General features: G+C 40.1%; 40 protein-coding genes and 1 tRNA gene. 7 read left to right on the top strand and 34 right to left on the bottom strand.

Annotation, left to right across the window (positions count from 1 at the left end; translation table 11 throughout):
• Positions 1-10: 10 nt before the first annotated feature.
• From J7I80_RS09680 to J7I80_RS09670, 3 genes are all read right to left on the bottom strand, one after another.
• Complete coding sequence (locus tag J7I80_RS09680) at positions 11-961, bottom strand: hydroxyacid dehydrogenase (protein ID WP_214737940.1); 951 nt, start codon at positions 959-961, stop codon at positions 11-13.
• A 284-nt stretch (positions 962-1,245) separates the two neighbouring features.
• The gene (locus tag J7I80_RS09675; RefSeq protein WP_214737938.1) at positions 1,246-1,443 is read right to left on the bottom strand and encodes a hypothetical protein; all 198 of its coding nucleotides are present in this window, start codon (positions 1,441-1,443) and stop codon (positions 1,246-1,248) included.
• 153 nt (positions 1,444-1,596) lie between these two features.
• Positions 1,597-1,693: transfer RNA gene (locus tag J7I80_RS09670), tRNA-Sec, on the bottom strand.
• A gap of 139 nt (positions 1,694-1,832) precedes the next feature.
• On the opposite strand from J7I80_RS09670, the gene J7I80_RS09665 reads away from it, so the two are divergent.
• Entirely contained in the window at positions 1,833-2,264 is a 432-nt protein-coding gene (locus J7I80_RS09665) for a DUF2621 domain-containing protein (protein ID WP_214737936.1), read from the top strand.
• On the opposite strand, the gene J7I80_RS09660 is transcribed toward J7I80_RS09665, so the two are convergent.
• Positions 2,205-2,819, bottom strand: a complete 615-nt coding sequence (locus tag J7I80_RS09660; RefSeq protein ID WP_214737934.1) for a P-loop NTPase family protein — start codon at positions 2,817-2,819, stop codon at positions 2,205-2,207. The genes J7I80_RS09665 and J7I80_RS09660 overlap by 60 nt on opposite strands.
• 19 nt (positions 2,820-2,838) lie before the next feature.
• A complete protein-coding gene (locus J7I80_RS09655; RefSeq protein WP_214737932.1) occupies positions 2,839-3,015 on the bottom strand; it encodes a hypothetical protein in 177 nt (58 codons plus the stop codon).
• 85 nt (positions 3,016-3,100) lie between these two features.
• Between J7I80_RS09655 and J7I80_RS09650 the strand changes: the two genes are divergently transcribed.
• Complete coding sequence (locus tag J7I80_RS09650; RefSeq protein ID WP_214737930.1) at positions 3,101-3,391, top strand: hypothetical protein; 291 nt, start codon at positions 3,101-3,103, stop codon at positions 3,389-3,391.
• A gap of 27 nt (positions 3,392-3,418) precedes the next feature.
• On the opposite strand, the gene J7I80_RS09645 is transcribed toward J7I80_RS09650, so the two are convergent.
• Positions 3,419-3,640: a hypothetical protein gene (locus J7I80_RS09645; protein ID WP_214737928.1), complete on the bottom strand. Its 222-nt coding sequence runs from the start codon at positions 3,638-3,640 to the stop codon at positions 3,419-3,421.
• A gap of 137 nt (positions 3,641-3,777) precedes the next feature.
• On the opposite strand from J7I80_RS09645, the gene J7I80_RS09640 reads away from it, so the two are divergent.
• A complete protein-coding gene (locus J7I80_RS09640; protein WP_214737926.1) occupies positions 3,778-4,707 on the top strand; it encodes a nuclease-related domain-containing protein in 930 nt (309 codons plus the stop codon).
• Positions 4,708-5,453: 746 nt separating this feature from the next.
• Here J7I80_RS09640 and J7I80_RS09635 read toward each other — a convergent pair.
• The 8 genes from J7I80_RS09635 to J7I80_RS09600 all read right to left on the bottom strand — a co-directional run bounded on the left by J7I80_RS09635 (position 5,454) and on the right by J7I80_RS09600 (position 11,124).
• Complete coding sequence (locus tag J7I80_RS09635) at positions 5,454-6,695, bottom strand: S41 family peptidase (protein ID WP_214737924.1); 1,242 nt, start codon at positions 6,693-6,695, stop codon at positions 5,454-5,456.
• Position 6,696: 1 nt separating this feature from the next.
• Positions 6,697-7,161 carry a GNAT family N-acetyltransferase gene (locus tag J7I80_RS09630; protein WP_214737922.1) on the bottom strand — a complete coding sequence of 155 codons (465 nt, stop codon included), beginning with the start codon at positions 7,159-7,161 and terminating at the stop codon, positions 6,697-6,699.
• Positions 7,162-7,168: 7 nt separating this feature from the next.
• On the bottom strand, positions 7,169-7,909 hold the full coding sequence (locus J7I80_RS09625) for a class I SAM-dependent DNA methyltransferase (RefSeq protein ID WP_214737920.1): 741 nt from the start codon (positions 7,907-7,909) through the stop codon (positions 7,169-7,171).
• A 49-nt stretch (positions 7,910-7,958) separates the two neighbouring features.
• Positions 7,959-8,396, bottom strand: coding sequence for a GyrI-like domain-containing protein (locus J7I80_RS09620; RefSeq protein ID WP_214737918.1), 438 nt, complete (start codon positions 8,394-8,396; stop codon positions 7,959-7,961).
• A gap of 11 nt (positions 8,397-8,407) precedes the next feature.
• Entirely contained in the window at positions 8,408-9,175 is a 768-nt protein-coding gene (locus J7I80_RS09615) for a phosphotransferase family protein (RefSeq protein ID WP_214737916.1), read from the bottom strand.
• A 50-nt stretch (positions 9,176-9,225) separates the two neighbouring features.
• The gene (locus tag J7I80_RS09610; RefSeq protein WP_214737913.1) at positions 9,226-9,786 is read right to left on the bottom strand and encodes an AAA family ATPase; all 561 of its coding nucleotides are present in this window, start codon (positions 9,784-9,786) and stop codon (positions 9,226-9,228) included.
• On the bottom strand, positions 9,783-10,202 hold the full coding sequence (locus J7I80_RS09605; protein ID WP_214737911.1) for a VOC family protein: 420 nt from the start codon (positions 10,200-10,202) through the stop codon (positions 9,783-9,785). Before J7I80_RS09605 ends, J7I80_RS09610 begins: the two co-directional genes overlap by 4 nt.
• A 595-nt stretch (positions 10,203-10,797) precedes the next feature.
• Complete coding sequence (locus J7I80_RS09600; RefSeq protein WP_214737909.1) at positions 10,798-11,124, bottom strand: hypothetical protein; 327 nt, start codon at positions 11,122-11,124, stop codon at positions 10,798-10,800.
• Between the two features lie 119 nt (positions 11,125-11,243).
• Here J7I80_RS09600 and J7I80_RS09595 point away from each other — a divergent pair, with 119 nt between their 5' ends.
• Entirely contained in the window at positions 11,244-11,744 is a 501-nt protein-coding gene (locus J7I80_RS09595; RefSeq protein ID WP_251027681.1) for a CBO0543 family protein, read from the top strand.
• A gap of 46 nt (positions 11,745-11,790) precedes the next feature.
• On the opposite strand, the gene J7I80_RS09590 is transcribed toward J7I80_RS09595, so the two are convergent.
• From J7I80_RS09590 to J7I80_RS23650, 5 genes are all read right to left on the bottom strand, one after another.
• Complete coding sequence (locus J7I80_RS09590; protein ID WP_214737905.1) at positions 11,791-12,156, bottom strand: DUF2500 domain-containing protein; 366 nt, start codon at positions 12,154-12,156, stop codon at positions 11,791-11,793.
• 78 nt (positions 12,157-12,234) lie between these two features.
• A complete protein-coding gene (locus J7I80_RS09585) occupies positions 12,235-12,699 on the bottom strand; it encodes a GyrI-like domain-containing protein (RefSeq protein ID WP_214737903.1) in 465 nt (154 codons plus the stop codon).
• Positions 12,700-12,745: 46 nt separating this feature from the next.
• Positions 12,746-13,237 carry a GNAT family N-acetyltransferase gene (locus tag J7I80_RS09580; RefSeq protein WP_214737901.1) on the bottom strand — a complete coding sequence of 164 codons (492 nt, stop codon included), beginning with the start codon at positions 13,235-13,237 and terminating at the stop codon, positions 12,746-12,748.
• Between the two features lie 32 nt (positions 13,238-13,269).
• A complete protein-coding gene (locus J7I80_RS09575; RefSeq protein WP_214737899.1) occupies positions 13,270-13,743 on the bottom strand; it encodes an 8-oxo-dGTP diphosphatase in 474 nt (157 codons plus the stop codon).
• 206 nt (positions 13,744-13,949) lie between these two features.
• A complete protein-coding gene (locus tag J7I80_RS23650) occupies positions 13,950-14,198 on the bottom strand; it encodes a hypothetical protein (protein WP_353050095.1) in 249 nt (82 codons plus the stop codon).
• Between the two features lie 106 nt (positions 14,199-14,304).
• Here J7I80_RS23650 and J7I80_RS09565 point away from each other — a divergent pair, with 106 nt between their 5' ends.
• Positions 14,305-14,778, top strand: a complete 474-nt coding sequence (locus tag J7I80_RS09565) for a hypothetical protein (protein WP_214737897.1) — start codon at positions 14,305-14,307, stop codon at positions 14,776-14,778.
• A 66-nt stretch (positions 14,779-14,844) separates the two neighbouring features.
• Here J7I80_RS09565 and J7I80_RS09560 read toward each other — a convergent pair whose 3' ends face one another.
• From J7I80_RS09560 to J7I80_RS09540, 5 genes are all read right to left on the bottom strand, one after another.
• Entirely contained in the window at positions 14,845-15,093 is a 249-nt protein-coding gene (locus J7I80_RS09560; RefSeq protein WP_214737895.1) for a DUF3977 family protein, read from the bottom strand.
• A 1-nt stretch (position 15,094) separates the two neighbouring features.
• Positions 15,095-15,490, bottom strand: a complete 396-nt coding sequence (locus J7I80_RS09555; RefSeq protein WP_214737893.1) for a VOC family protein — start codon at positions 15,488-15,490, stop codon at positions 15,095-15,097.
• Positions 15,491-15,527: 37 nt separating this feature from the next.
• Positions 15,528-16,121, bottom strand: coding sequence for an NUDIX hydrolase (locus J7I80_RS09550; protein WP_214737891.1), 594 nt, complete (start codon positions 16,119-16,121; stop codon positions 15,528-15,530).
• Positions 16,122-16,271: 150 nt separating this feature from the next.
• Complete coding sequence (locus tag J7I80_RS09545; RefSeq protein WP_214737888.1) at positions 16,272-17,132, bottom strand: cation diffusion facilitator family transporter; 861 nt, start codon at positions 17,130-17,132, stop codon at positions 16,272-16,274.
• A gap of 207 nt (positions 17,133-17,339) precedes the next feature.
• Positions 17,340-18,512, bottom strand: coding sequence for an FAD-dependent monooxygenase (locus J7I80_RS09540; protein ID WP_214737886.1), 1,173 nt, complete (start codon positions 18,510-18,512; stop codon positions 17,340-17,342).
• 226 nt (positions 18,513-18,738) lie between these two features.
• Here J7I80_RS09540 and J7I80_RS09535 point away from each other — a divergent pair, with 226 nt between their 5' ends.
• Both J7I80_RS09535 and J7I80_RS09530 read left to right on the top strand, forming a co-directional pair.
• The gene (locus J7I80_RS09535) at positions 18,739-19,137 is read left to right on the top strand and encodes an NUDIX domain-containing protein (RefSeq protein WP_214737884.1); all 399 of its coding nucleotides are present in this window, start codon (positions 18,739-18,741) and stop codon (positions 19,135-19,137) included.
• A 3-nt stretch (positions 19,138-19,140) separates the two neighbouring features.
• Complete coding sequence (locus tag J7I80_RS09530) at positions 19,141-19,725, top strand: histidine phosphatase family protein (protein ID WP_251027680.1); 585 nt, start codon at positions 19,141-19,143, stop codon at positions 19,723-19,725.
• Positions 19,726-19,772: 47 nt separating this feature from the next.
• Here the strand turns inward: J7I80_RS09530 and J7I80_RS09525 are convergent, their stop codons facing one another.
• The 10 genes from J7I80_RS09525 to J7I80_RS09480 form a co-directional block, all read right to left on the bottom strand.
• Positions 19,773-20,588: a DUF2268 domain-containing putative Zn-dependent protease gene (locus J7I80_RS09525; RefSeq protein ID WP_353050097.1), complete on the bottom strand. Its 816-nt coding sequence runs from the start codon at positions 20,586-20,588 to the stop codon at positions 19,773-19,775.
• Between the two features lie 22 nt (positions 20,589-20,610).
• The gene (locus J7I80_RS09520; protein ID WP_214737988.1) at positions 20,611-21,189 is read right to left on the bottom strand and encodes a GNAT family N-acetyltransferase; all 579 of its coding nucleotides are present in this window, start codon (positions 21,187-21,189) and stop codon (positions 20,611-20,613) included.
• The gene (locus J7I80_RS09515) at positions 21,168-21,599 is read right to left on the bottom strand and encodes an NUDIX hydrolase (protein WP_214737880.1); all 432 of its coding nucleotides are present in this window, start codon (positions 21,597-21,599) and stop codon (positions 21,168-21,170) included. Before J7I80_RS09515 ends, J7I80_RS09520 begins: the two co-directional genes overlap by 22 nt.
• 6 nt (positions 21,600-21,605) lie before the next feature.
• The gene (locus J7I80_RS09510; protein WP_214737878.1) at positions 21,606-22,193 is read right to left on the bottom strand and encodes an O-methyltransferase; all 588 of its coding nucleotides are present in this window, start codon (positions 22,191-22,193) and stop codon (positions 21,606-21,608) included.
• Positions 22,193-22,735 carry a GrpB family protein gene (locus J7I80_RS09505; protein ID WP_214737876.1) on the bottom strand — a complete coding sequence of 181 codons (543 nt, stop codon included), beginning with the start codon at positions 22,733-22,735 and terminating at the stop codon, positions 22,193-22,195. The genes J7I80_RS09510 and J7I80_RS09505 overlap by 1 nt, the downstream gene beginning before the upstream one ends.
• 18 nt (positions 22,736-22,753) lie before the next feature.
• Entirely contained in the window at positions 22,754-23,122 is a 369-nt protein-coding gene (locus J7I80_RS09500) for a cupin domain-containing protein (protein WP_214737874.1), read from the bottom strand.
• 14 nt (positions 23,123-23,136) lie between these two features.
• Positions 23,137-23,709: a nucleotidyltransferase domain-containing protein gene (locus J7I80_RS09495; RefSeq protein WP_214737872.1), complete on the bottom strand. Its 573-nt coding sequence runs from the start codon at positions 23,707-23,709 to the stop codon at positions 23,137-23,139.
• A 10-nt stretch (positions 23,710-23,719) separates the two neighbouring features.
• Complete coding sequence (locus tag J7I80_RS09490; protein WP_214737870.1) at positions 23,720-24,196, bottom strand: NUDIX hydrolase; 477 nt, start codon at positions 24,194-24,196, stop codon at positions 23,720-23,722.
• Between the two features lie 504 nt (positions 24,197-24,700).
• On the bottom strand, positions 24,701-25,237 hold the full coding sequence (locus J7I80_RS09485; protein ID WP_214737868.1) for a hypothetical protein: 537 nt from the start codon (positions 25,235-25,237) through the stop codon (positions 24,701-24,703).
• A gap of 67 nt (positions 25,238-25,304) precedes the next feature.
• Positions 25,305-25,934, bottom strand: a complete 630-nt coding sequence (locus tag J7I80_RS09480; RefSeq protein WP_214737865.1) for a class I SAM-dependent methyltransferase — start codon at positions 25,932-25,934, stop codon at positions 25,305-25,307.
• Between the last annotated feature and the right edge of the window lie 17 nt (positions 25,935-25,951).

Genomic DNA, 25,951 nt, shown 5'->3' with positions numbered 1-25,951 from the left:
CCTCCTCAAACTAAACCACACAAAGTGATTTTTGTCCTTTTAGCAATTTCCCGACTTCTTTGGCAACAAGTAGCGAAATACGTATTTGTGATTCAGTTGTAAGACCTGCAATATGTGGTGAAAATATTGCATTTTTAAAATCCAAAAGTTTATTCGATGGATCAACAGGTTCTGACTCTAATACATCAAGGAACACACCGGCAAGTTCATGATGCATTAGTGAATCACAAAGAGCATTTTCATCTATAATTCCTCCTCTAGAAGTGTTAATTAAAAAAGCAGAGGGCTTCATGGATTTCAGTTGTTGAGTAGATATCAAATCTTTTGTTGAGGGGGTTAGAGGAACATGAATAGAAATAAAATCCGAATTAACTAATATCTCTTCTAAGGAACTTTTTATACGAACACCCGTTTCAGACACAATATGATCATATTCCGTAATAAATGGGTCGTATCCAATTACCTCCATTCCAAAAGCTCTCGCTCTTTTTGCAACTCGATGGGCAATCTCACCTAAACCAATTAATCCAATCGTTTTTTGATACAATTCCTCTCCTGTATGTTTTCTTCTATCCCAGCTCCCGTTTTTCACATCTTCATTTGCTTCATGAATGGGTCTCTTTGCACTCAAGATAGCAGCCATAACATATTCCGCTACAGACGTGGCGTTTGCATGCCGAGCCATAACGACCTGGATTCCTTTTTCTTTTGCTTTAACTAAATCTATATTATCCAATCCAACCCCTAAACGTCCTATAACTTTAAGTTTAGTGCATCCAATCAATAACTTTTGATCAACTTTTGTCTGATTCCTAACAATTATAGCATCAAAGTCTTTTACAATTTCTAGTAAGGTTTCCCTCTTTGCCCATAGGTCTTTATCATAATAAACCTCAATACCTTCTTCCTGTAATGTCGTAATACCTTGATCCCATATAACTTCAGTTATAAGTACTTTCATTTTTCCTCCCCCTTATCATTATTTTCACACTGGCCCAGTGAACCAACCAATTAGTTTAATTAAATCATTTTTTTTACAAAAACTCAATAAAACATTCTTATTTTTCTAAAAATTAAGCAATTAATATAATATGTCATACACTAAAAGGAAAGTCAGGATATAAATCAAATATAGAGATTCATCTGCCCTTTAAATTGATTTATATTAATAAATATGTCTGTATTCATAAAACTCATTATAATTATACATTCTTCAGCATATTGGATATCCGGGTATCGATTTTTTTAAAAAATCAAAGGTATTTGAACGTTGTTCTCTGGTCTTTTAACAACGCTCGCGTAGCCCTTCCAGTTCTTTTGTGCGGATGAAGGTTCAAACATGTCGAACAGATTTATTCCAGAAGGTGATTTTTTAAGATCCTCTTGGATAAAGGTTCGCCATGTTGCTGCCTTTTTTCCTTTTCTTTTCTTCTGTGCAGCCATACAAAAAACCTCCTTTGATATGTAGGGATTACCCAAACATAAGCAAAGGAGGTCACACGGTCTGTTTTTTCTACCCCACACGGTCTAGGGGGAAAATCATCCAATTTCCAATTTATAACCAAAACGTTAAAAAGATTGATACATCAACACTTTTGGCGGGACTGTGTGGGAATCGAACCCACCTGACCTGGCACGCAGGTCACAAGCGGTTTTGAAGACCGTGGGGGACACCAGTACCCCATTCAGCCCCGTTTTAAAGAACAAGGTCTATTATACTTAGAAGCTGTTGATTTTACAAGTGTGTTACTCAAATTGTCACAAGACTTGTCTTCCTTTGATAGCTGATACTATAATAAGAAAAGATATTAGAAATGTGTGGGTGAAGGGTTATGTATCAGCTTGAAGGTTGGTTTTTGTTATTTATATTGTTTTGGGTCGTTGTTTTGGTAGGTTTATTCGCGATTGGCGGATTCTTCATGTTCCGCAAGTTTTTGAAAAAGCTGCCGAAGAACGACGGCAAATCGGATATGGACTGGGAAGAGTATTATGTGAACCAGACGAGGCATCTGTGGCACGATGAGCAGAAGGCATTACTTGAAGATTTGGTGAGTCCGGTTCCTGAATTGTTCAGGGATGTAGCCAGGCATAAGATTGCCGGTAAAATTGGTGAGCTTGCGTTGAAGGAAAAAGCAGACAGGATCAATCAGGAGCTTGTTATCCGCGGCTATATTCTGGCTACCCCAAAGCGTGACCATAAATTTTTACGAAAGCGGCTTGCTGAGAAGCAAATCAGCACCGCACCATATGAGAGTTTGTTTTAGAAAACTGCCTTTGATCAAGGCAGTTTTTTCAATATTAGCCTGCCTTCTTTTCCGCTTTTTGAAAAGCTTGAATACATCATCATTTTTCGTGAGGATGATGACCTTGTCCTTATAAGGCTTCATCAACTTGATTGCCTGTACCAGATTGTTCCCGTCATACTGATGGTTCCATTTTATCAAGTCAATCAGTGTCTTCAGATTCTCTCTTCGCAGTGAAGAAGCCAGTTTCACTTTTCTTAGAACAAATCTTTTCAGTATTCTCCAGTCACGCACATAGACATTTGTCTTGAGCACGAAAATATAATCTGCCTGGCGGAAGCTTTCTTCAATCCAGCTATGATACACTCCCTCGATGATCCATTTATCCTGCGACATAACACTCGCCAGCTTTTCCGCCCTTTTAAAAGGAGGAGTTTGCGAACCGAAATAATCGGACTCTTGGTCCCAAAAGAAGTTGTCTAAGTCATGCTTAGGAAGCCCTAGCATTTTTGAGAGTTTTGCCGCTATGTATGATTTCCCGCTGCCGGGCCCGCCAATTATATGTATTTTCGTCACTGTACTTCCACCCTGTTAATCAATCTTTATCGAGGTCATTATCAAAAACAGAAGGCGTCCGCTCATCCTTGATCCCCAAATGGTTTTTGATTGTAGCCAAGTCTTTTAAAATGATTCTAGTATTCAGCCAAGCCCCAATTGCCGCAAGAAACGCAATCGCCAGGATGACGATTAACCAAATATTGATTACTGCCAAAATGCTCACCTCTCAAGCAATTTTACCACATTCTAACAGGCATTCGGGATAAAAAAATGATAGAATTCCTTAGGGAGGTTATTTTATGATAGAAGTTTTAATTTGGATTATCTTATATTTGTTGTTAATGATTATTTTTGTGAGGGCTATTTATAGTGTAATCAAGAAAAAACAGGTTCCGCTGGCCATGATTGCAATCCTCGTCATTATTTCGGTGCCTTTGGTCAGCCTGATGAATAGTATCGGCAGGCCTTTGGAGATGAATGAATTTGAATTTCTAGCGAGGGAGTTTAAGCTAGGAGCTCTATGGGCTATTTTCACCGTTGCGGGTTATCTCTACCTGCTTGTTTGGTTCATTCTTTCGTTAAAAAAATAACGAGTTTCAGATGCTGAAACTCGTTTCTCATCTCCTGAATCCTCTCCGCCTACCATAAGCGCCGTTCCGCATCGCCTTGGCCTCAAACACATTCCCGACGATCAACAAAACGACTCCGATTGCGATTAAACTAAACATAACTATTGGAGAAATGGTCGCAATATATCCCATCCCCTTCATGAACATCGGCACAAGGAAAACGGCAAGACCCGCAGTTTTCAGTATAACGGCATAAACCTTCAATGACATCCCTACTCCTCCTGACTGAATCAAGTGGTTTTATCATTGTATTCAAGCAGGCTTGCCACAATTCACAAAAAATTCAATATTTTTAATTAGGTAAAATAGTATGATTATCATGACTAATTATAGAAAGGAAGATGCACATGGCTTTTAAAGAGCGGACGGAACCTATTATTTTATCTAAACTGAGAATCTTCAATAAAAGACTGGAGTTATCAGACGAGGAAAAAAGGTATCTTTCATCCCTCGATAAGGGGTATAAAGGCGAATTACAGTTCGATGCCATGACGGAAAAACTGACAAGCAGCTGTTTGATCCTGAACGAGTTGCTGCTCGAGGTTGAGAAAACAACCTTTCAAATCGATGCTTTAATCATATTTTCAGGTACTTTATATCTTTTTGAAATAAAGAATAACCAGGGAGATTACCTCTACAAACAAGATGGGCTAACCTCGACAACAATCGGAATAACAATCAAGAATCCCCTTGACCAACTCAACCGCACTAAGCTGCTTTTCAAGAAACTATTGAATCAACTAGGCTACAACTTTAAAATACAAGGTTCTGTCGTTTTTGTTAACCCCGAGTTCACCCTGTATCACGCACATCCAGACCTTCCATTCATTTTCCCTACACAGATTAACCGACTCCAAAACAACCTCAACAACCAGCCGGGAAACATATCCACCAACCACTACAAACTCGCGACTAAACTGGTATCCCTCCATCAGATTGATACATCCAACAATAAACTACCTGCCTTTCATTATGACGAATTGAAGAAAGGTATTACCTGTTCGGAGTGTGAGTCTTTTGAGGTGAGGGTGGATGGGCATAAATTAGTATGTATAAAATGTGGTCATAAAGAAAAAGCAGAACTTGCTGTCCTACGAAGTATTAACGAGATTCAATTACTTTTACCAGAGCGGGACATAACTACTCCACTTGTCCAAGAATGGTGCAGTATTATCACGGATGGCAAAAGAATTAGCAGAATACTAACAAAACATTTCCAATATTCAACCACAAAAAAAGGAAGAATTTATATTAATCGTAATACTCCAACCATTTAACAGTCCTTTCCCTCCAAAATGTCTATTAAAATCGCATCTTAGGCATTTTAGGGGTGTTCCACTCTCAAATGTCTAATAAACCCTCTTTCTTAGACATTTTGCAGCTACTTCCTCTCTAAAATGTCTATTAAACCTACTTTCTTAGACATTTTGGAATTGCTTACCCTCTGAAATGTCTATTAAATACACTTTCTTAGACATTTTGGAGCTGCTTCCTCTCTGAAATGTCTATTAAATACACTTTCTTAGACATTTTGGAATTGCTTCCTCTCTGAAATGTCTATTAAATACACTTTCTTAGACATTTTGGAGCAGGTCCCTCTCTGAAATGTCTATTAAACCTACTTTCTTAGACATTTTGGGAATGCTTCCTCTCTGAAATGTCTATTAAATACACTTTCTTAGACATTTAAAGATGTTTCCTCTAGGAATAATAACGACCAACACAAAAAAACAACCGGCCCCACCTTCGCCGGTTGCTGTGATAGCCACACTTGCTATCCTGCCTAGTATTTATTTTAATAGAGTAAAATAAAGTTCATTGCCGTAATTTGTTAAGACATTTTAAACAATTGTTAAAGCAGATAGAAGTGGGCACATACCAATAAGAAATTTATGATGACTTTGTAAACCATCGCCAACACTCCTTATATTGAGAGTACCTTACATTAATACTTTAACACAGTATTGTAAAGATGGATTAAAAGAAATACGGCTATTTTGTAAACTTTTTACCGTATTTTCTATTAATATGCAGTTAAGTTAGAGGATACCAGCTTCAACGCTGCAGCCAGGTCAACATCTTCTTCTAGATGCCTTGGTGACCATGGAATATAGATATGAGGTTCAATCCCTACTCCAGTCATGCCCCGACCATGATCAATCCTGGATAATCGCGAGGTCGGATACCATAGTTCATAGCCTTCATTCCAACGCTGGATTGCCAGATTCGCATAATCGTTTAACCCTGCCGTCGGCCTACCAATTACGGTGATTTTACTGGATTTCATGCAGTTCTCGATAAACGAGTCCCCGGCACTGCCGCAATAAACATCCGTCATTACAATAATGGATTTAGGCACAGACCTTCCTTTAACAAAAGTATCTGGAATAAATTCACCAAAATCGAATTCGACAAAACCTTTACCGCTATTTCGTTCCCATTCCCTTTGCCATGCCTTCAAGAAAACCAAGGTCTGTTCATCCCGTACGCCTTTCATCTGCTCATCTACCATTGCAAGCTGCCTGTCAGAGTTGGCCATGGTGCAGTTAAAAAGCATTTTTTCATCCGGGTCCGCAAGTTCCACTCCTTCTTCCGGCATCAAATATGGCAAAAGGTTAAAATAACTAGCGTCACTTCCGCCATAATTCACTCTCACATCAATTATCCAGTTTTCCGTAGACTCAAGGAGGTCTTTATGCTCCTCTATCATCTCTATAATCGAATCCGGATCCGCAAAGTCCGTCATCGTCAACAAAAGAGTCTTATCATTCAAGGGCTCTACAGAATATACCGGCTGATACTCTTCTTTTGGATAAAAACGAAACTGAATCTCCTGCCCGGCATCCGTTTCCCCATACTCATAAAGCGCGAGAATTGGCGCCCATTTCTCCCGTTCGGCATGGCTCTCATTCAATAGCCTCGCATGCCGCTCCATTAACTCCGAAATGGACCATCCGCCAATCGCTGTAAAAGCCATACCTTTTTCAAGCCGCTCCTCTGATCCGACTTCGGTGACATAAAGCTTGTCCTCATATCGTCTTACTTTAAACCCTCTATCCTTCGCGACATTTTTCTCAGCATTCGATTTCGTAAAATAGATATGGTTATCTTTGAAGTCAAGTAAATACTCATTTACAACACTTGGAAAATTATCAGACTGAATTTCCCCAAAAAAATCCTCAGGTAGGTCCCAGCCTTTCTTGTCCTTATATCCTGCGTAGTCATTATGCATAATATGGACAATTTCTCTAAAAACAGCCTCCATACTAACCCTCCTGCTTACATTTAAAAACGCTTATGTAATAATCCTCTTCTGGAAAATCGCCGACAAATTCGAAGCCATTTTCACTGTAAAAGTCTTTTAATTTCGTATTTCCTGCCCAACAATCCAGATACAGTTCTTCTCCCAGCTCCCGGGCATATTGACATGCCCAAGAGGTAATCACCGAACCATATCCCTTTCCTTGATACTTCGGGTGGATGGCAATTTGATACAGATACTTTCCGCTCTTCCCAACATGCCAATCATTCAAATCTTTTATTCCAAATGTCGCAATAACTTTGCCGGCCAATGTTCCTATATAGAAAAATCCCAACTGCCCCACAATCGTGTTCTCATGCCAGGGATAGGACCACTGGTTAATCCCTTTTTCAATTAATGCCAATGACGTGGCATTTAATATAGACAATATCTCCTTAACATCCTCTTGCTTTGCTGGCCGAATTTCCATCTGGCCCTCATTCCCCTCGCTTCGTACTGGAGATCATCAAAACCAGCGGAATTCTCATCCTCCGTTCGTACTCTTCCAGGCTGGAAAAGTTCTCGGGACGCGGTGCGCCTTCTCTCAAATCCTCCACCATGAAACCGGCAGCCAATAAAAGCTGGAAGTACTCTTCGACTGTCCGGTGGTATTTAATTACCTTTTTTCCGATCCACGGTTCGGCCCGTTCGCCCTGGTTAAAATAGTCATCCACTACCCAATCACTTCTCCTGCCCGAGCCTTCTGCACTTTTTGCGGAGGAAGTGAGAACCGGATGCTGAACGCTGAAGATAAACTTCCCGCCAGGCACCAGTGAGTCATGAACCTTTTTAAAGACGCTCGATAAATCAGATAAATAATGGAGCGCAAAACGTGAAAGGACAAAATCGTATTGCTTTGGCTGCGGCTGCCATTCTTCCATTGAAGAGTGTATTACCTGGCCATTAGTTCCTTCCAGATTTTCCGCCGCAGCCATAGTCATATTTTTCGAGCCCTCCACCCCAAAATAAGAAGCCCCGCCTTGTTGTAATAGTTCAACCCCAATTTCCGCATCACCGCATCCTAAATCCAGAATTCTTTTTCCAGTTACATTTCCAATCATCTCAAGCAAAATAGGCTTTTCAATGATATTGTTTGGACTTTCTGCCCTGTTTCTCCGCTTCATATAACTCTCGTAAAATTCCCCTTCGTCATAAACAGAGGCACCCCTGAACTCCATCCCAATCCCCTCCAAAGAAATACAAGTCCTTTAATATATACCATATACCTTAGATCTTAATAGGAATATATATTTCTACTTCTTCCACGTCATTTTCCACTGAATGGTAAGTTTCTATTATGAAATTTTCTAAAGTATCCCGCGCATAGCCCTGTTCATCAAGCCATTGATCAAGAGTTGAATATAAACTGCCCATTTCTGTCCCTTTTCCTTTAATCATTCCATATGTATGCTGAATATCGAGAAATTCAGCTCCATCGGGTAAGGTTTCCGACTCATCATTTACCAATACCCCTACATAGAAAGCCCCCTCAGTATGGCTTTCACTCGCTTTAGGCTCGTACACCGTAACCTCGGTTCCTGCTAGATTTGACGCTCTCTGTAAAAAATGTTGTGCGGCCTTGGGGACTAATTCTGCAAACTCTTTGTAAAGCCCTGTATGTTTCTCAGCAATGGCTTTAAATTCTTTATTCACAACCTGGCACATAATCTAGCCTCCTAAAAAAACTCATATAAACCTTCTTCAAAATATCGGAATTCTTCTTCCGTAACTCTGTGGCGAGTATATCCTTCATAAAACGCAGCCAAAAATTCAGCATTGTTTCTTATCTTCCGAGTAGCCAAAGCCTCATCATAACGTGGATCGCCAAGTGTCATTCCAGCTACGTCAATGAATATCCGGACTTCTCCATCAATCACCATCACATTATCTGTTGTGCAATCTCCGTGGATCATAGTTTGTTTTACATAACTTGGTTTATTGGCGACCAACTGTTCCAATAATTCTAAGCTGCCATCTGCTTGACCTGATTCAGCGTATACGCGTGCTCTCTTCAGCTGCGTTTCAAGCCAGTCAGAATCTGTTTTGAAGACAGGTCCTTGTTCGTGAAGCTGCATAATAAACTGGCCAAAACTGCGGATCAGGCTCTGTTTTTCCAAGGTGGATCCGGCATTTTTTAATGCTGCAGTTAGAGTCATTCCTTTTTCAAACGACATCAGCAAATGGCTTGCATGCTCATCTTCTATGAATCCATAAATTTTGGGTACCGGTATTGATCTCTGTAATGACAAACTCTCAAGAACCTTCGCCTCCGACTTTAGCCACTCTCGATATTTTTCTTTAAGAGCACTTTTCAGGAGGTAAGTGCAGTCTCCGGTGACAATCCGGCTAACTTCAGAAGTGCATCCTTGATCAGGAAGCTTAACAATCTCTTTTATCTCACCTTGAACATCCTTAAAGAATACCTGACTATTCCTCATTTCCATGTTTGTTCCCCCATCACCTTTGCCCTTCAGCAAACAAGAATGCTGTAGACTCACAAACTAAAATACTCCTTAATCTGCTGTGCAACTTCGGTTGCGCTTAAATGCGTGTTATTTATTCGAATATAATTCTCTCTTTCTATCTCACCAGCATTTGTATTCAGGCGGTATTGGTCCATCGATTGAACCAGGTCTTGCTCCGACCATTCCAGGTTTCGTTTTGATGGCTTATGCTCGAGCCGATGCGGGCTTTTATTTCGCTCAAGTCTTTCCTCCAAATCCGCTTCCAATTCAACAAAATACACTGTTCCGCCCTCTGCCTCGAATATTTGGCATACTTGATCTACGTAATCCCAGTCTTCTTTCAAGTCAAATGCCCAGACATATGTAAAAATCAAGCCGTATTGATTGCTTTTTGCCATAGATTTAAAGATTTCCTGACGAAAAAGTCCGACTAAACGCTTTCCCTCTTTTGTCCCGTAGTCAAAAAAAGGATTAACCAGATCAATCGTCATATGATTATGAAAAAGCTTTAAATCAGTTATATTATCAAGTTCATGCCCTACCGTCATTTTACCGACAGCCTGCGGCCCAAAAATCAAAACAAATTTCATGTTGCCTCCTTATCAAACCTCCCTTTAAACTGTGGGCTCAACTCACTCCAGACGTCGAACTTATTTCCATCAAGGTCACTAAAAACAAAATTCCTGCCTGCGTGCCCGCGGTTTTCGATCTCACCGACTCTAATCCCACGTTTCATAAACTCATTATGTAATGATTCAAGGGCCTCAAGACCATCCACTTCATAGGTAAGAATGAACCTTTCCTGCCCGTTAATGTCCGTAAAGTTTGAACTCTGTCCCGGAGATTTCACCAGAAACAGACTGATATCAGCCAGGTCCATAATTGCCTTGTCTTCATCCAGATAATTTAACTTGGCCTTAAGCACATCACTATACCAATTCGACGATTCCTTTGGATCCGACACCGGTATGTAAATTGTTCCTACCCTGATTAATTGACTTACCATTCTCATCACCTCTGTATAAAAATTCTCTACTATCTGGAATTCACCTTCTAATTTGTCTAAATTTTCCTATATCGATCGCCATAAAAATATAAAAAGCACTCCCTAGTTTGGAAGTGCTTTATGACGGTCCTTCTTTTCAAGCCATATTATCCATTTATAGAATCCAAGCAAGCTGAATAAAAGTTTCGGGTCACCGATTGCTGAATACCATATTTTCCACCACCGATAGAAAATAACCCCAGGGTTCCGGCAGCAGTGTTGCAAGTTCATACAATAAGATAGCGGCTACGAAGCTTATCACATTAACACTTTTAAACAAAATCCTTTTGCCCCAAGGATATAAATTCAGAAAGATAATATTGACTGGGGGGATCAATACCGTTCTCAGGATAAGTCCCGCCCAGTCAACTTCCTCGCCAAAATATCAATAGCTTCGTAATTTGAACTCAACGATAAGATCAAAAAGCAACTGGAATGCTAATGTAAATGTCCAAATTTGTACAATCTGAGTAAGTGTAAGCCTTTTATTAACCTTAAATGCGATGATGTTAAAAATAACGACAGACAAAAGTATTCCGATCATAAGCAAAATCCTTCACTCTTTGTCTTTCCCCTTTATTTTCTCCCTGAGATCTTCTAACTCCTCGATGGATAGTCCGCCAAGTGCCTTCGAGATTTCGTCTTCAATCTCTTTTCTGTTTCTTTCACGGTATTGATCCCACCACTCCCGGAGCCCTTCTGTGTTGCTGAGCAAATATTCAATATCTATAACCTCGACTTCATCATCGGATATATAGTTAAGCACAGCTGCCAACATATGGTTTAATCGTTCCACTTCATCTTTTGGTTCGGCCTGCTGGGTCACATTTTCTTGGTGTTCATCCTCTTTTTCCTCTGAGTGATCTGTGGCTTTTTTGGGCAAGGTCTCACCTTCTTTTTACTCTTTTAAATGCATTATTCCCTCTAGCCCGATTTTTATAGAAAAAGATTGCCATACATAAATTATCCTCAATGAAACATTTTAATGATGAGGTGGTATTCTTGCGCAAAAAACAAAAGAATTTATCCGTAGGGTTTCTATATATTTTAACCATTATTGGCATTTTCCTATTGCCCTTTGCAATCGTAAAACGTTCATTCAAGGATTGGGTTATCGTTTATTTAGTCAGTATCATCGGCAACTCATGGGCAGATCGATATCTTGTCTCAAGAGGCTATCTGAAATACGATATCAGGCCATTCAAAAAGAGTTTCAAGATCCATTTGCCTTTTGACTATGTCCACTATCCTTTAATGCTTCTTTATTACAATCAATGGACACTCAATAGCAAACCTCTTGGGATCATTCTAAAACTTTTCCCATTCATCATCCCGCAAGTACTTGTCGAAACATTCGCTGCCCAGAAAACAAATTTAATCACTTGGAAAAGGGGATGGAACTGGCAGCACTCATTTGTCAGCTTAGCCATTAAAATGTTATTTTGCCGTGGCATCATTTCAGCCATCCGGATGATCAACAGGGATGACCTTTCCGTGGATTAGCACACAAAAAGACCAAATCTAAAAATTTGGTCTTTTGACGAAAAGATCATGATCGATGTCTTGTAAAACCTAAATAACGCGTTCCCTGAAAAGTCAGTTCTCCATAATCCCCCTCAACCAACTGGCCATACTCCTGACCGTCAACCTGCAGCTCCAGCCGGTCTCCACTATCGAATTCAAACGTCACAGAATATAGGCTGCGGGCCCTCGTTTCTCCTCCCCCACGCACGCTCGTTCTTTTCGTCACGACTTGAGCGTTAGAATTCACACGTGGTGACTGATTGTTCTTACTCCAGGTCCCTATGCTTTTAATGATTGTAAAAATAATGATTCCAATGACTATAATAAAGATTGCTCCCATAAAAATCGGGACAAAAGTAAACATCCAATCCCCTTGTGATTCCACCATCATGATAATCTTCCCCCTGTATTCATCTATATTGTTTATTTACGGTTGAGGTCGATACTAGGTTTCAAATACTTCCATTTTTTACACTTCAAAGGAAACGGTATCCATGAGTTCCACATCTATATTGGCAGGATCAGACCATTTAGTGAATGCTTCCAGATGCCATTTTTCCGGTAATCTCCGGTAGCCATTTGCTTCAATCCAGTGATGAAGCTCGGTATACGCCTGCCTGATTTCACTGTTAGCTCCTTTGTGTCTTAAAACGGCGTACATTTGACCAGGAATGGATAGGCCAACCATGCCTTCAGGAATCCCTTCAATTTCTGATACTTCAACACATACCCAATACCCATCTTCCTCATTTGAACTATGTTCGACAACAAAAGCTCCATACTGAAAACCAGGGTTCACCACATTGGCAATTTCACCCGTACGTTCACTCAACACCTTTGAAGCTTTCGGAATCTCGACAATATACTGGTCACCTGGACACAACACACGGAACCCCACTAACTTCATTTCTGGTAACCGCTTTACTTCTGGCATAACTAATTCCCCCCTTTTTCTAAAATGTCACCATCCTCAAATCAATTTAAAGCTCGAGATGATATAAAAACATTTCCCCCTCTCTTCCCATTGCAGTAATGCCCTTGTCCACGAAGCCGCCTTTCTTATAAACATTTTGTGCAACTACATTTGCATGATTTACAGCCAATATGACCTCATTTACTTTTGGAAAATGTTTTTTTACAAAGGGACTCAATAGCTTAATAGACTTTGATCCAATTCCTTTTCCCTGATACTCTGCATTTATTGAGTATGCACGTAATAATATTGCTTCTTTATTTTCACTAAAGTCTTTAACACCCTCCCATCCATGGAGGACAAAGAATCCTGCAGGCTGACTGCCATACAATATGACAATTGGGTGTCTGTCTGGCTCAGACTCGCATTTTTGCAGTGCATCCACCGGAAGTGCTGTATACCTTTGCTGCTCCTCAGACAAACTGTAATTCGACAGCAACAATTTATATTCTGGCTTGTAAAAGACCAAAGAAACGATTTCTTTTTCTACAATTGACATATAGTACTCTCCTAAAGTGAACAACCAGTAATTTATGTACTTCTTATTGCAACATTGCCCTCTCTGTTCTCTTCATGACTCCATGTAACCTGGATCTCGAATGTCCCCTCCTGAAAAAACAATGGAAACCTTCTTCTGATGGATTCCTGCATAGGGAGATTATAAGCCTCTTCAATATCAACCCAAACTGCTCTTCCTTCCGGCCCGTTCTCCAGCAGTTCACCGTTAAAATCACTGGTTATATAATTAAAAATCATAAAACGGTCCATTGCTGCAGGATTCACATATTCATATAACCCTTTGTATTTCAAATTCCACACCTCTAGACCTGTTTCCTCCTTTACCTCTCGAACAGCGCTTTCCATGATACTTTCCGGAAATTCGACTTTACCGCCTGGAGGAATATACCCTTTGAAATGATCATGCTGGCGGTCGATCAGTAAAACTTTGTTTCCATTTTGAATCATACATACAGTCCATAGTTTATAATTGATGTGATCGTTCATCTTTTCTCCTCTTTAGTTAATTTCTTTTCCAATACAATCTTCAGCTTACCGTGCCGGTCTATATATGTCTCTATAATGTCAAAACCGCTTTTGATGTTTAAAATTAACATACTGCGCCATTTATTCATTGTCTTTGTTTGAACCGCTTTGTAGCCTTCCACTTCCAAATAGCAATGTTGAATATTCATTAACTTGGAAGCCACACCTTAATGGCGATAGTCCGGGTGTACTCCCCCAAGCCAGCTGTAAAACTTTTCATTGGTCAGTTCATACCCTATTTTGTAACCAATCACTTTGGAGCCTTCAAAAGCAACAATGAACAGAAGATGAGGCTTTTTGTGCATTTTTTCTATAAAGCCTTCAGTTGTATCGAATATAACTCTGTGCAAATCTAAAATACCTTCTAATATCCCCTTTTCAGGAATGCAGCTATATACCTCATAATCTATTTTCACGTACTCATCCTCCTAACCATGCTTGCCCATTCCCCATTTAAATGATTGCTGCATATACTTTTTAATAGGCTAAAACCCTTTACTTATAAACTAAGGAGAGATCAAGTTGCACAATAGACAGAATGCGGCGCAAAGTTTGCCAGTTCCTTCACTCTGGGGGATAGACGCGGAGATTGCCGGGAAACCGATCGTCAGAGGGACAATCACGATCAATTCCCTCTCAGGGAACACCTTGACTGGAACTGCTAATTTTCGGGGGAAACCCATCCCACTCCAGGGAACCTGGGATGAAAATGAAAAAGCAATCCAATTCGAATCACCTTATGCTTCATTTGCTGGCCAGTTGACGATTTATGATGATGCAGGAATCAATGTCCGCCATTTGGTGTTAAGCGGCAAGTTTCTGATGAAGCCTCCATCTCTGCAAGCCGGTGAATCGGGCAGCTGGATTGCTACCACTGATACAGTGTTGACCGGTCCGCCAATCAACACAGCAGCTATTCCGCCTGTAGGTGTTTTTTTAACATCCGATCTCCTTTATAACACTGGAAGGAGAAATTCCAGGGGATATTACAGATGAATGTGCGGTACTAATCTTCAGATATCCAAAATCTGAAGATTACGTCCTCTTCTAATAGGACAACCCTTACTGCTTGCTCACGATTCCGAAAATAAATTTGAATTTCTTATCGTTCTTCGTCATTGTTTTTTTGCCTTCCTTGGAATCGATAATGATCACTGACTTCCAGAACCAGATTCTTATATAAGCTGAATGAAAATACACAGGGCCCTTAATTCCTTTTTCTTCATATTCATCCCCGTTCTCCATTTCTACTTCCGTTCTGACAAGCCAGGTATTTCCGATGCCAATTTCAATATATTTTGTTGGGAGCATTTCAACCATTTTTTCCTATGATGACATTTTTTCTCTCATTCATTTCTTTTTCTTCTATGTACTCAAAAAATCCGATGCGATTTCCCCACGGGTCGGAAAATGTTGCCCATTTTACTGGGACTTCTTCTCTCGAAAAAATTTCAAATGATTCGATTTTTATTTCATTGATCAACCTGGATCTTTCGTCTTCAATCGACTTAACACCTAAACGCAGCGGGCCGCTGCCAACTGCTGGCGTTCCCTCTGCTACCTGCAGCCAGCAACCCGGTATCAATTCCCACTCGGCAAAGCCATCATGCGGTGTAAAATCAGGTTCTTTTTTCAATAGAGATTTATACCACTTTAACCCTTCATTGAAATCAGAAACCCGGACCTGGTATGTCATTTCAAAAATCATTCAAACATCCTCCTGCTTTAACTTTCACCGTGCAATCTCACCTTTCCATGCCAGTTTCAAGTACTGAAATAACCTGGTCCATTATGCTAGCTTCTTTCTCAAATAATTCAGCTAAAAAGAGCAGCTGGGGAAAAGGTTCGAGGGGCAGACCCAAATTTATCTTCTGACTAAACATAGCCTTGCCTCCCTGTTCGATAAACTTTTCCAGCGTGATTTTCTGCTTACATATAAGTGAGATGTCCTCTCGTGATAACAGCAGAAGACCAGTAGTTTCGGAAGACGGTACTGGAGGCGTGTTAGAATAGGCCAGATACATTGCTGTTGAAGCAGGTAAATCTGAGCCTTTTATCAGGATTGGAGCAACATTCTCTGATGATTGTATTTTAATAGCTGTGTCATTCCATTCTTTCTTGAAAAAAGTGATTGGAGAGGTTACAAGCTTGATTTTCATGGTAGATTCTTCGAAAACTTCGCGTATTGCTGTCTCCTGGGCACTTTCTCCTTTTTCCCGATGACCGCCAAGCCTGACCACGCCAAGCTTGTCTCCTTTTCGTGTTGGTCCCACCTGAAAAGGAAATAACCCTTTATACATGATATAAGCACCTGATGTGCGGACATGTTTCGTTTCCATTGGATATCCCCCACTTTTCATAAAAGTTTTCTACATTAACACAGTATTTTCCTTCTTTTAGAAATAGGCGTACTTTTTCAACTGGTTACGACGAGGGTTTGATTTTTACCATATGCGCGAAATAAAAAAGAACCGCGCTAAATGCACGATTCAATTTACATCGACAAATATATTTTCAGCTGGTATTTTCGTCGATCCAGATACCAGATCTTTAATCATTTTCTGCATGTTCTTAACCATGCCGCCAGTAGTATTTACGCGAATCATTGTATAAACTTCCGCTTCATTTACACACCATACTTTAACGTCCTGAACTTTAAGCTCCCCGTTCATCCTTTGGATGGACTTCTTAATCTCATCGACTGAATAGCCCTCAGGCGTTCCTTCCATCAAGATGTTAAAGGATTCTTTCGTAATCGAGATTCCTCCACGAATAATAATGAACGAAGTAACGATACTGCCAACCGGGTCCAGCCAGACCAGGTCAAAGAACATAATCGCGAGAGCAACAATTACCGCACTGAGACTGGTGATCATGTCAGCAAATACATGTAAAATCGCGCTTCTCATATTCAGGTTCGCATCGCCCTTTGACAATATATAGCCAACAAGGGCATTAATCAATAGTCCAATGATTCCAACCGTAATCATTTGTTCCGGAATGATTTCCACAGGCCTGATCATTCGATTGACGGCCTCATACATGATGTAAAGCGGAATCAGGATTAGCGTAAGCCCGTTGATAAAAGCAGCAATCGGTTCAAAACGCTTGTAGCCAAAGGTCCTCTTTTTTGTAGCAGCCTTAGTGGCCATAATTGCGGCAACAAGGGAGAGAATCAGCGATATTGCATCAGAGCTCATATGGACGCCGTCTCCGATGATCATAAGCGACCCTGATATGAATCCATAAACAATTTCAATTAAAGCAAAGGAAACCGTTAGTCCCGCTGCCCAAATGAATAACTTTTTGTTTTTATTATGATTTACATACTGCTCCTTAGAAGCGCCCATAAACATCATCCTCTAGATTAGAATTATTATAATCTAATAATACACTAATCAAGACTTGGAAATCAAGTATAATTGAGAAAATAAATTTTAATTGAGAATAAAATCCATCACCAAATACTTATTTATACGAAAAATAGACTTATTAACGTGACTATTATTAATAATTATTATTAATATGCATAAAAAAACTGCTCGAAAGCAGCTATTTTAAGCTTTGTATCCAAGTATCCAATCCAGTCTGTTAATTTTAAGTTCAGCTGGCACATGCCTTAAAAATTGATTTCTGACCATCATCGCCGCCGGGTTTTCGAGTTGCATCATTCTTGCCATCGTTCTTGAACCCTTAATAATTTTTGTGACGCGCGGTATTCTCGCCTGCTCATATAGACTTAATGCTTTCTCTACTTCATTAGGATATTGCTTGAGATAGCGTGCGAGAATTAACGCATCCTCCATCGCCTGGGCTCCACCTTGCCCCAGGTTCGGCAGCATGGGATGAGCTGCATCTCCCAACAGAGTCACTCTTCCTTTATGCCATTTTTTTAGCGGCTTGCGATCACAAATTTCATGAACAATGATGTTCTCCTCTTTTGTAGAATCAATGACATCTTTAATTGGTCCCCACCAACCTTTGAATTGCTGTAAAGCGAGAGATCTTTTATTTTCCCCCTTAACGAGTGTCCCTTGAGGCGTGTTGATCGCAGCAAACCAAAACACACGACCCTTTCCTAAATGAGAAAAACCAAATCTCTTTCCGTTGCCCCACGCTTCGAATCCTCCACCCAATTCGACTGGAAAACGGGCATCTTCATAGCTGGAAATTCCTCTGACTGCAGTGAAGCCTGAATATCGCAGTTTGGATTCTTCCATAATATAGTGCCTTACTCGAGAATGTACCCCATCCGCTCCAATGAGAAGGCTTGAATTTAGTGTTTCGCCATCCTCAAAAAAGCTTGTGACTTTTTCAGGGTCCTGTTCCAGTTGTAAAAACTTTTTTCCAAGCACTACTGTATCAGGATCTAACTTTTCATATAAAATTCTTTGTAATTCAGGTCGGTATAGTAAATAGCTGTACGTTCCATATTGTTCTGCCTGCATGTGAACCGGCATTTCTAAAATAAGTTGTCCATCAGGAGTCCTAATTTCCGCCTTTTTCACTGGCGAGCCAGCCTGGCGCACCTGATCCGCTATCCCGAGTTTTTCCAATACCTTTATTGCGTTGGCAGACAATACAATACCTGCACCCATCTCCTTTAGTACCGAAGTTCTCTCAAGAACCTTCACCTTTAGGCCAAACTGCTGCAAGGCTATAGCCGCGGATAGTCCCCCGATACCAGCACCGATAATCGCTGTATCTGGATGGTTAATTGAATTGACCATTGCCCTGCCTCCTTCTGTGGGATTTTTTTGAGGTTTATACCATCTATTTTGCCGCTAGAGCCCTTCTATCGGACACTTTTCTCGGTTTCTCCCTTCCGTTTGGCCGATAGAGCCCTTCTATCGGACATTTTAAACGAGCTCCACATCCTAATTGTCCAATAGATCCTTTCGATATGTTAAAATATAGTAAAATTCCTATATTATTACTAGTGAGGTGTATAATTTATTGACTAGACCGAGAGCATTTGCTGCCCTCATTAAAAACAATTATATACTTATGACAAAACATGTCTATCCGGACGGTTCTTTCTGGACACTACCTGGCGGAGGACTTGAAGCAGGCGAAACATACGAAGAAGCAGTCATTCGGGAAGTGAAAGAAGAAGTGAATTTGGATGCGGAAGTTGTTGACTATCTTTTTACTGGTCGATCCAGCGGTGGGGAGGAAAGGTGTTTTTTAGTTCGCCCATTAAACGACAAAGAAGCCTCACTGGGCCACGACCCTGAACTTGGCGACAAACAAACATTAAAAGAAGTGAAATGGCATTCACTTGAATCGGTGAAGGATGATCTTCACGTTGCTAAAGTATTAGAAGCTATGAATTCGAAAGTGTTAGAGGTTTAAAAGATGATTACAGAAGTATATTTCGTTAGACACGCTCATTCGGTCTTCTCCCTGGAGAATGAGGAGACACGGGAGCTTTCCGAAAAAGGGTGGAGAGATGCAGAGAAAATCACTCAAATTCTTTTCCAGGAAAATATCAATCAAATCATTTCAAGTTCATATGTCAGAGCAAGACAAACGGTCGAAGGACTGGCAAATCTGCTGAATCTGGAAATTGAATTAGATTCCCGATTTAGAGAACGGGATTTAGCTGCCAGAAATCATCATTTTGAAAATCCAGAGGAAGCCATGCAAAAAGTCTTCTCAAACCCTGCATACAAATTTCCTGGAGGAGAAACCAATCTTGAAGTGCAGCAACGAGGAATTGATGGGTTAAGAGAATTAGTGAAGAAGTATAAAGGCCAGAAAATAGCTATAGGAATTCACGGTAATATTATGGTCTGCACCATGAACTATTTTCACAAAAAATATGACTTCGAGTTCTGGAAACAAACCACCAAACCAGATATTTATAAGCTCTTAATTAATGACGACTTTAAATTAGTCGCTTGTGAACGGCTTTGGAAGGAAGAACTCCTTCGAACTTGAGAATAATGAGGGCAGCTACCGACAAAGTCTGGCTGCCCTCTCATTAACTACATTTTCCCCCATCCAATTTTCTGATAGTTTTCAAGGAACGATTCAGGTTTTAAGAGTAGTAAATCTTCAAACGTTTTATCAGGATAAACCTCCGCAAAAGCCAGGAAAAGATGATATGCGAATGCATAGCCAGCCATATATGGAATTCCCTGCTTCGGATTGCCAAAAGCAAAAAGGTTTTTGGTCTTACCATCGGTAGAATCATATACGCTATTCGCTTTCCTCCAATAGTTCAACTCCACTTCTGAGGTAAACTCATCCTTCCACCACCGCTTATCGGGGTAAAGGCTTAAGCTGAAAAATTCCGCGCCCCCTTCCATCTTAAACCATTCGGCCAGGGAAAAAGAATCGAGAGTAAGGTCATAGATAGGATTACATGGTGTGGCATGATGGAGTTCGTGGGCAATCATATAGCTAAGAAAGTCTTCGTCTGGTTCAGGAGGGATCGCAATCTGGATGTTGTTTGGACCGTTGGTAAATCCATTTGTCCACATTGATTGAGGAAGGTTCTTGTGCCATGGGAATGGTAACGCTGGAAAAACAGTCACTGTTACCTCATCAAAAGAAAGATGATTACGAGCGTTGTTTATTGTTTCATTAATGATTTCATGTACCCTTTTGGTATCCCAGGAATAAGCCCTAGCTTCCTCTTCGGAAAGCTGTTGAAATTTAAACAACTGAAACCGTTCGGCAATCTGTTTCCACTCTTTCATCCGCGTTTTTTCATTTACTAATGGACTTAGATTTTTAAAGAGAAAAGAATCTAATTCATCTCTATGCTGGTAAAGGTCCATCGGGCTCAGCTGACTCACCTTGTTCAATCGTTTCACCTTCCTAGCTTCGGTTTTGATAATAAATACAAAAATCAGTCCAGCGGTCATCTTCAAGAGAAAAATCCTTCCTAATGCATTCAAAGATGTAACCTGCTTTTTCGGCCAATTTAATCGATGGAAGGTTGTCTTCGTGAATATGCAGTTCAATTCTATGAAAGTCCATTCTATTGAAAAATAATTCCGTCGCAGCAAGGACACTTTCGATCCCATAACCTTTTTTCCAGAATTGATTATGGATCGAGTAACCCATCATTGCCCATTGATAATCCATTCTCATAATGGTCAACAGTTCTATTTTTCCAACATTCACACCATCTTCTTTTCTAAAAACTCCAAGATTATACATTTTATCTTCCTTCGCTGACTGGTCAAAATTGCTTACCCATTGGGTGAACCACTCTTCCGTGTAAGCATCTAGATTCGATGGACGTCCATCGTCATACTTGTATTGAGATGGCGACCGATTATCAAACTGCTTATACCAAATATGATAATCATTTCGCTTAAATGGGCGTAAAACCAGTCTTTCAAATCCACTTTTACCACCCTTTCCACTCCTTAGAGAATTAAACCAAGCAATCCATCAGGAACCAATCTCAACTTGCCAGTTCCAAACTCACTTATTGGAATCCACTTTAACGAAAAAATAGTTCCGTCATCTTCCTTCCCTGTAAAAGTATCCAAATTATAGAAGGCTTCATCCTTAAACTCCGCCTCATAAACGATTACAACCTCATGGCCTAATTCACCGTTAAAGGTAAAAATATTTTCAATTGTTCCGAGGTAGTTTATATTCTTAATCTCAGCAGAAATTTCTTCTTGCACTTCTCTTTCAAGTGCGTCCACGCTTTTTTCACCGTATTCAATTCCACCGCCAATCGGCCGGTAGTAGTAATCCTTATTCACTGAATCATAACCTTCTGCTGCCAGAATCGACTCGCCTTTTTTAAATAAACAAATAGCCAGTGGCCTGATGACTCCTTTTTTCACGATCAATCACCTATTCATGTTATTTTTTACAGCTAAAATAGCAGAGGATGTGGGCGATAGATAAATTTCGGTTGCTGATAGGTTTTCATGATTCAACCAGAACTCCCTGACCGGGTCTCTCTTGCCGCGCCACTGTTCAGGCCAATGTTCTTCTGGAGTGAAATCGTCCATAAATAACAATCCGCCCACCTCCAAAATATCAATTAAAAGTTCTCCTTCAATGCTTTTAGCGGCAGCAGCATCTGCAAAAACGAACTGGAAAGGTCCGGACTTAATGAGTTCTTTCCAGTCTCCACATATGAACGTTGCTTGCGGGTGCTTAAGATTATTTCGAACTAACTTAACCTTATGTTCCTCTAAATCTACTGAAACAAATTGTACATCAGGTTGAATAGCGGACAGAATCCACGCACTTCCCACGCCAAATCCTGTTCCAATTTCGAGAATCTTCCCCTGTTTTACTTGTCCGGAAAGTACCACCAGCAATCTTCCAGCTGCATCCGTACATGAACCATCGAACGATTGGTTCTCCGCTAATTTTTTCATGGTTGAGACCAGCTCTGGAATAAATGTATTGGATCTATATGTAAGCATTAGCAGCTAAACTCCTTTAGCCTTAAGCTGAAGATCTTTTTAACAAAATCTTCTTTATGGTCGGTGTATTCATTAATACCAGTAGACGACTTTTCGAGGTAAGCTTTCTTGACCTGTAAATATTCCAACTTGGCATTCTCATTTAAATTCAAATAATCTCTAAAAAATATAAGGTTTTTCCACAATTCCTTTCGATACTCTACTAAATGGATGAAATGTGTTTTCACCATATATGTTTCATCTGTAAACCTGGCAAAAACAATTTCACTTGGACGTTGGACCTTTAGCCTTAAAAATCCGATGTTTTTGAAACCATTAATTATTCCCTCATCTAAATTTGATATATCATCAACACCGACCAGGATATCAATAATCGGTTTAGCATCCATCCCTATGATCGAGGTGCTCCCTATGTGCTCAATTTGTTGTTCTGCTATTTTAGTATTTTTGATGATTGCATTTTTCACCCTGTCAAATTCGTTGCTCCACTCTGGCGTATATGTATCCAGCTTAACTTCGTCCCTTTTCAAACCTAATTTCATCGAATCAACTCCTCAGGATTATTCAACAGCACGATGGGTGAAAGGCATATAAGCTGATGGATTTAACTCTTCACTTTCAATGACGATTGCATTTAATCCACCTTCCGTCTTCGTTTCATGCCATTCACCTTTTTTCCAAAATACCGCAGTACCAGGCTCAATTTTACAGTATTCTTCGGATTCTCCTCTTACAAGTCCTTCGCCGCTGATCACCAATAGAAGCTGAGGCATTGTCGCCTGGTGGTACCCGATAATTCCGTTTTCTCCAAGGTATATTACACCAATATGAGCAGCATTAGTCGTTCTGACAATCCGGGACATCACAAAGTCTGAATCAAATTTTGTTATTTTCATTCCATCGTCTTTATTAAAGCTGTAAAATTCCACTTTTCAACCCCCTATTATTTCTTCAATTTTTCCAGCCACATGTGTTCTGGGTCTTGTAAAACCAAGGCATTAGATAACCAATCCTTCTGTTTTCTGGAAAGCTTGTTGTAAATAATTAAGAAGTCCTGCTGATCTTTTGGACGTATGTACTTTGATTTATACAGAAGGACTATTAATGGATTTAAATAAGGAAGGCCTCTTGCCGTTAAACTCCCTGCCTCCATAAGCGGCATCTTCACTCTCAAATCCCTTCGATACACCCAATCTAATCCTTCCGTTTCATTTAAAAGAATTTCAAACTTGTCACCGGATTGTTTATTGCTGGCATGTAACTCATGTACTGGCAAATCTAAGAATTCCCCTCCCCAGGGTTTTAGTTCACGGTCAACGACTTTATCCATATGCCATTTTTTAAAATACTCTTTTAAAAAGGTTTGGTCTTCTCTATATACCAGTATCTCGATATCTCCATGTTCTCTGGAAACATAGCCAAGATAAAGATCTACTGCCCACCCGCCAGCTATATACCATGGCCTATTGAAGTCTGACATTAGAGAATGCATTCTAAAACATGCTTCAAATGACATTTCTCTGTCCTCAAATACTATACTTATGAACAATCAGATGCTGCGGAGCCTCAGGCAATTTACACATAGATGTTCTGATGAACTCTGGGTATAGTTTAAATTCTTCAAGTCTGCTGATTGGCACCCACTGATAGACCAACCGCTCGCCCTCTTCTCCAAAGAACTCTTCCTTATGGAAGTTGAAGCTGCCATTCAAAGGAGAAACTTCATAATACAGCCCGATTTCATGATAATTTTTATTGTTATAGTCAAAGAAGTTCTCTGTGAACCAAAGAAGCCTTTCCACCTTTACATCTATCCCTAACTCCTCTTTTACTTCTCTCACCACACTTGTCTGTGAATCCTCCTGGAGCTCGACCCTTCCTCCTGGCAATGCCCAGTGCTCGTCTTTTGCCTGCCTATGGATCAGCACGTGGTTGTCCACGATCATAATCGCTGCTACCCGATAATTAAAAACAGCCTTTTCCATGTAAAACGTCGCATCCATTGTTCGTCCTCCTCATATTTAAAAATGCATCTAATTCTTTTGCCAATCTAGATTTCCTAAAGCCTTTTTGTCTCAATGATACGGACACTTCAACCCCGCCAAGATCAAATGCTGTTACCATAATCATTCCGAAAATCCTCTATGTACCCCATATTGCCCCGGTAAGTAAAAAATTACTAGTTGAACAGAATTCGACAGAGTGAAGGAATGTCCTTCTTTTTCCCAAAAATAAAAAACGTTTCTAAAAGAACCGCTTCTGAACAATTTTTTATATATTACCTTTTTTAAAATCTAATATGACGGACAACTTTTTTTCTTTCAATCCAGCATTTTCTGTCCGTCATCACGTCAATGACGGACACTTTTTCTTTCGATTCAACAATTACTGTCCATCATCACCTCCATGACGGACACTTTTCCTTTCGATTCAGCAATTACTGTCCATCATCACCTCCATGACGGCCATTTTTTCTTTCAATTCCGCAATTTCTGTCCGTCATCCTATCAATTTCCAGACCGCTTTCTAAAAATTATTGCAGACACTATTAAAAAGCCAACCAACGGAAGCCAGATATAGATGTAGCGGACAACGGGACTATGCAATTGTTTTTGTAGATCCACTTCTTCGGTTGGCATTGCCCCGGTTCCAAGTGCGGCTAAATCATCCTCTGCACTGCTTAGTTCCTTTGTTCGGTCACATATATTGGTAGTCAATTCACCCTGGAAATCATAGGCATACACCAAGTAAGATTCTCCCTTGTAAAAATCGATAGAACAGCTGGACCATTCGTCTTTCAAAATGATTTCTGTTTGTGACACACCCTTCCAAGCATCTTGAACCTCAAATAAAATTTTCCTATTATTATTTTCGTTTTTAATATCTATGATCTTTCCGCTGAACACTGCTTTGGAACTTTCCAATTCTTTTTCCACGCTGGGCTCTCCTACACATTTGCAAGCGTGGCTGGCTGTTGGGAATGCTGTTAATCCAGCTGCCATAAGAATGACTGCCAAAGAAAAAGAGATTATTCTTAGTTTCACTCTAGAATCCGCCTCCATTTAAATAAAATTAAATTAGCACTGCCTTAACATAGCGGTGCTAACCCAATCATTTCTTCGCAATCTCCATCACGCCCCCACAATGAGACATAGACACGAATTGCATTTTGCAGCAATCACCCAACAAAGAACAGAAATCCTCAAAAACAAAGTAGAATTCATCATCATCCCAGAATTCCTTGCTGTCATTTTTACAATCTTCGAGCTGCTGCCTCGTTTCAAAGGCAATGTCCCCAATCAGAATTTTGCCGCCCTCAGTAAGCAATAACATTAATTTTTTAATAAAAGAACCCTTCTCTTCGTCGGTTAAATGATGTAAGGCGTAGGTGCTTACAATGTATTCATACTGTTTGCCTTTTATTTCTTCCGGCAAGCCGTTGGCAATATTCCATTCGATCAGGTTGGCCTTCGGCATTTTGGGTTGTGCCAGGGCAATCATCCTTTCTGAAAAATCAATTCCATCAATATAATGACCATTTTCATACAGCTTAGATGTCAAAACCCCTGTACCAAAACCGATATCCAGGACTCTCGCATTTTTCTTTTCCATTATTTCATTAAAAATCGTATTCAAAATGGCTCGATAACCCGCAAATGGATATACTCCATTTTCCTCACTTACTTCCACCGTTTTGTCATAGCCATCTGCCCACAAATCAAAACCCTGCTTATTTAACATGAATGCTCCTCCAATTA

Origin of the sequence: Bacillus sp. ISL-41 (genome assembly GCF_018613235.1) — a bacterium.
In the GTDB taxonomy this organism is placed as follows: domain Bacteria; phylum Bacillota; class Bacilli; order Bacillales; family Cytobacillaceae; genus Mesobacillus.
This window is presented reverse-complemented; position numbering and strand designations above follow the sequence as displayed.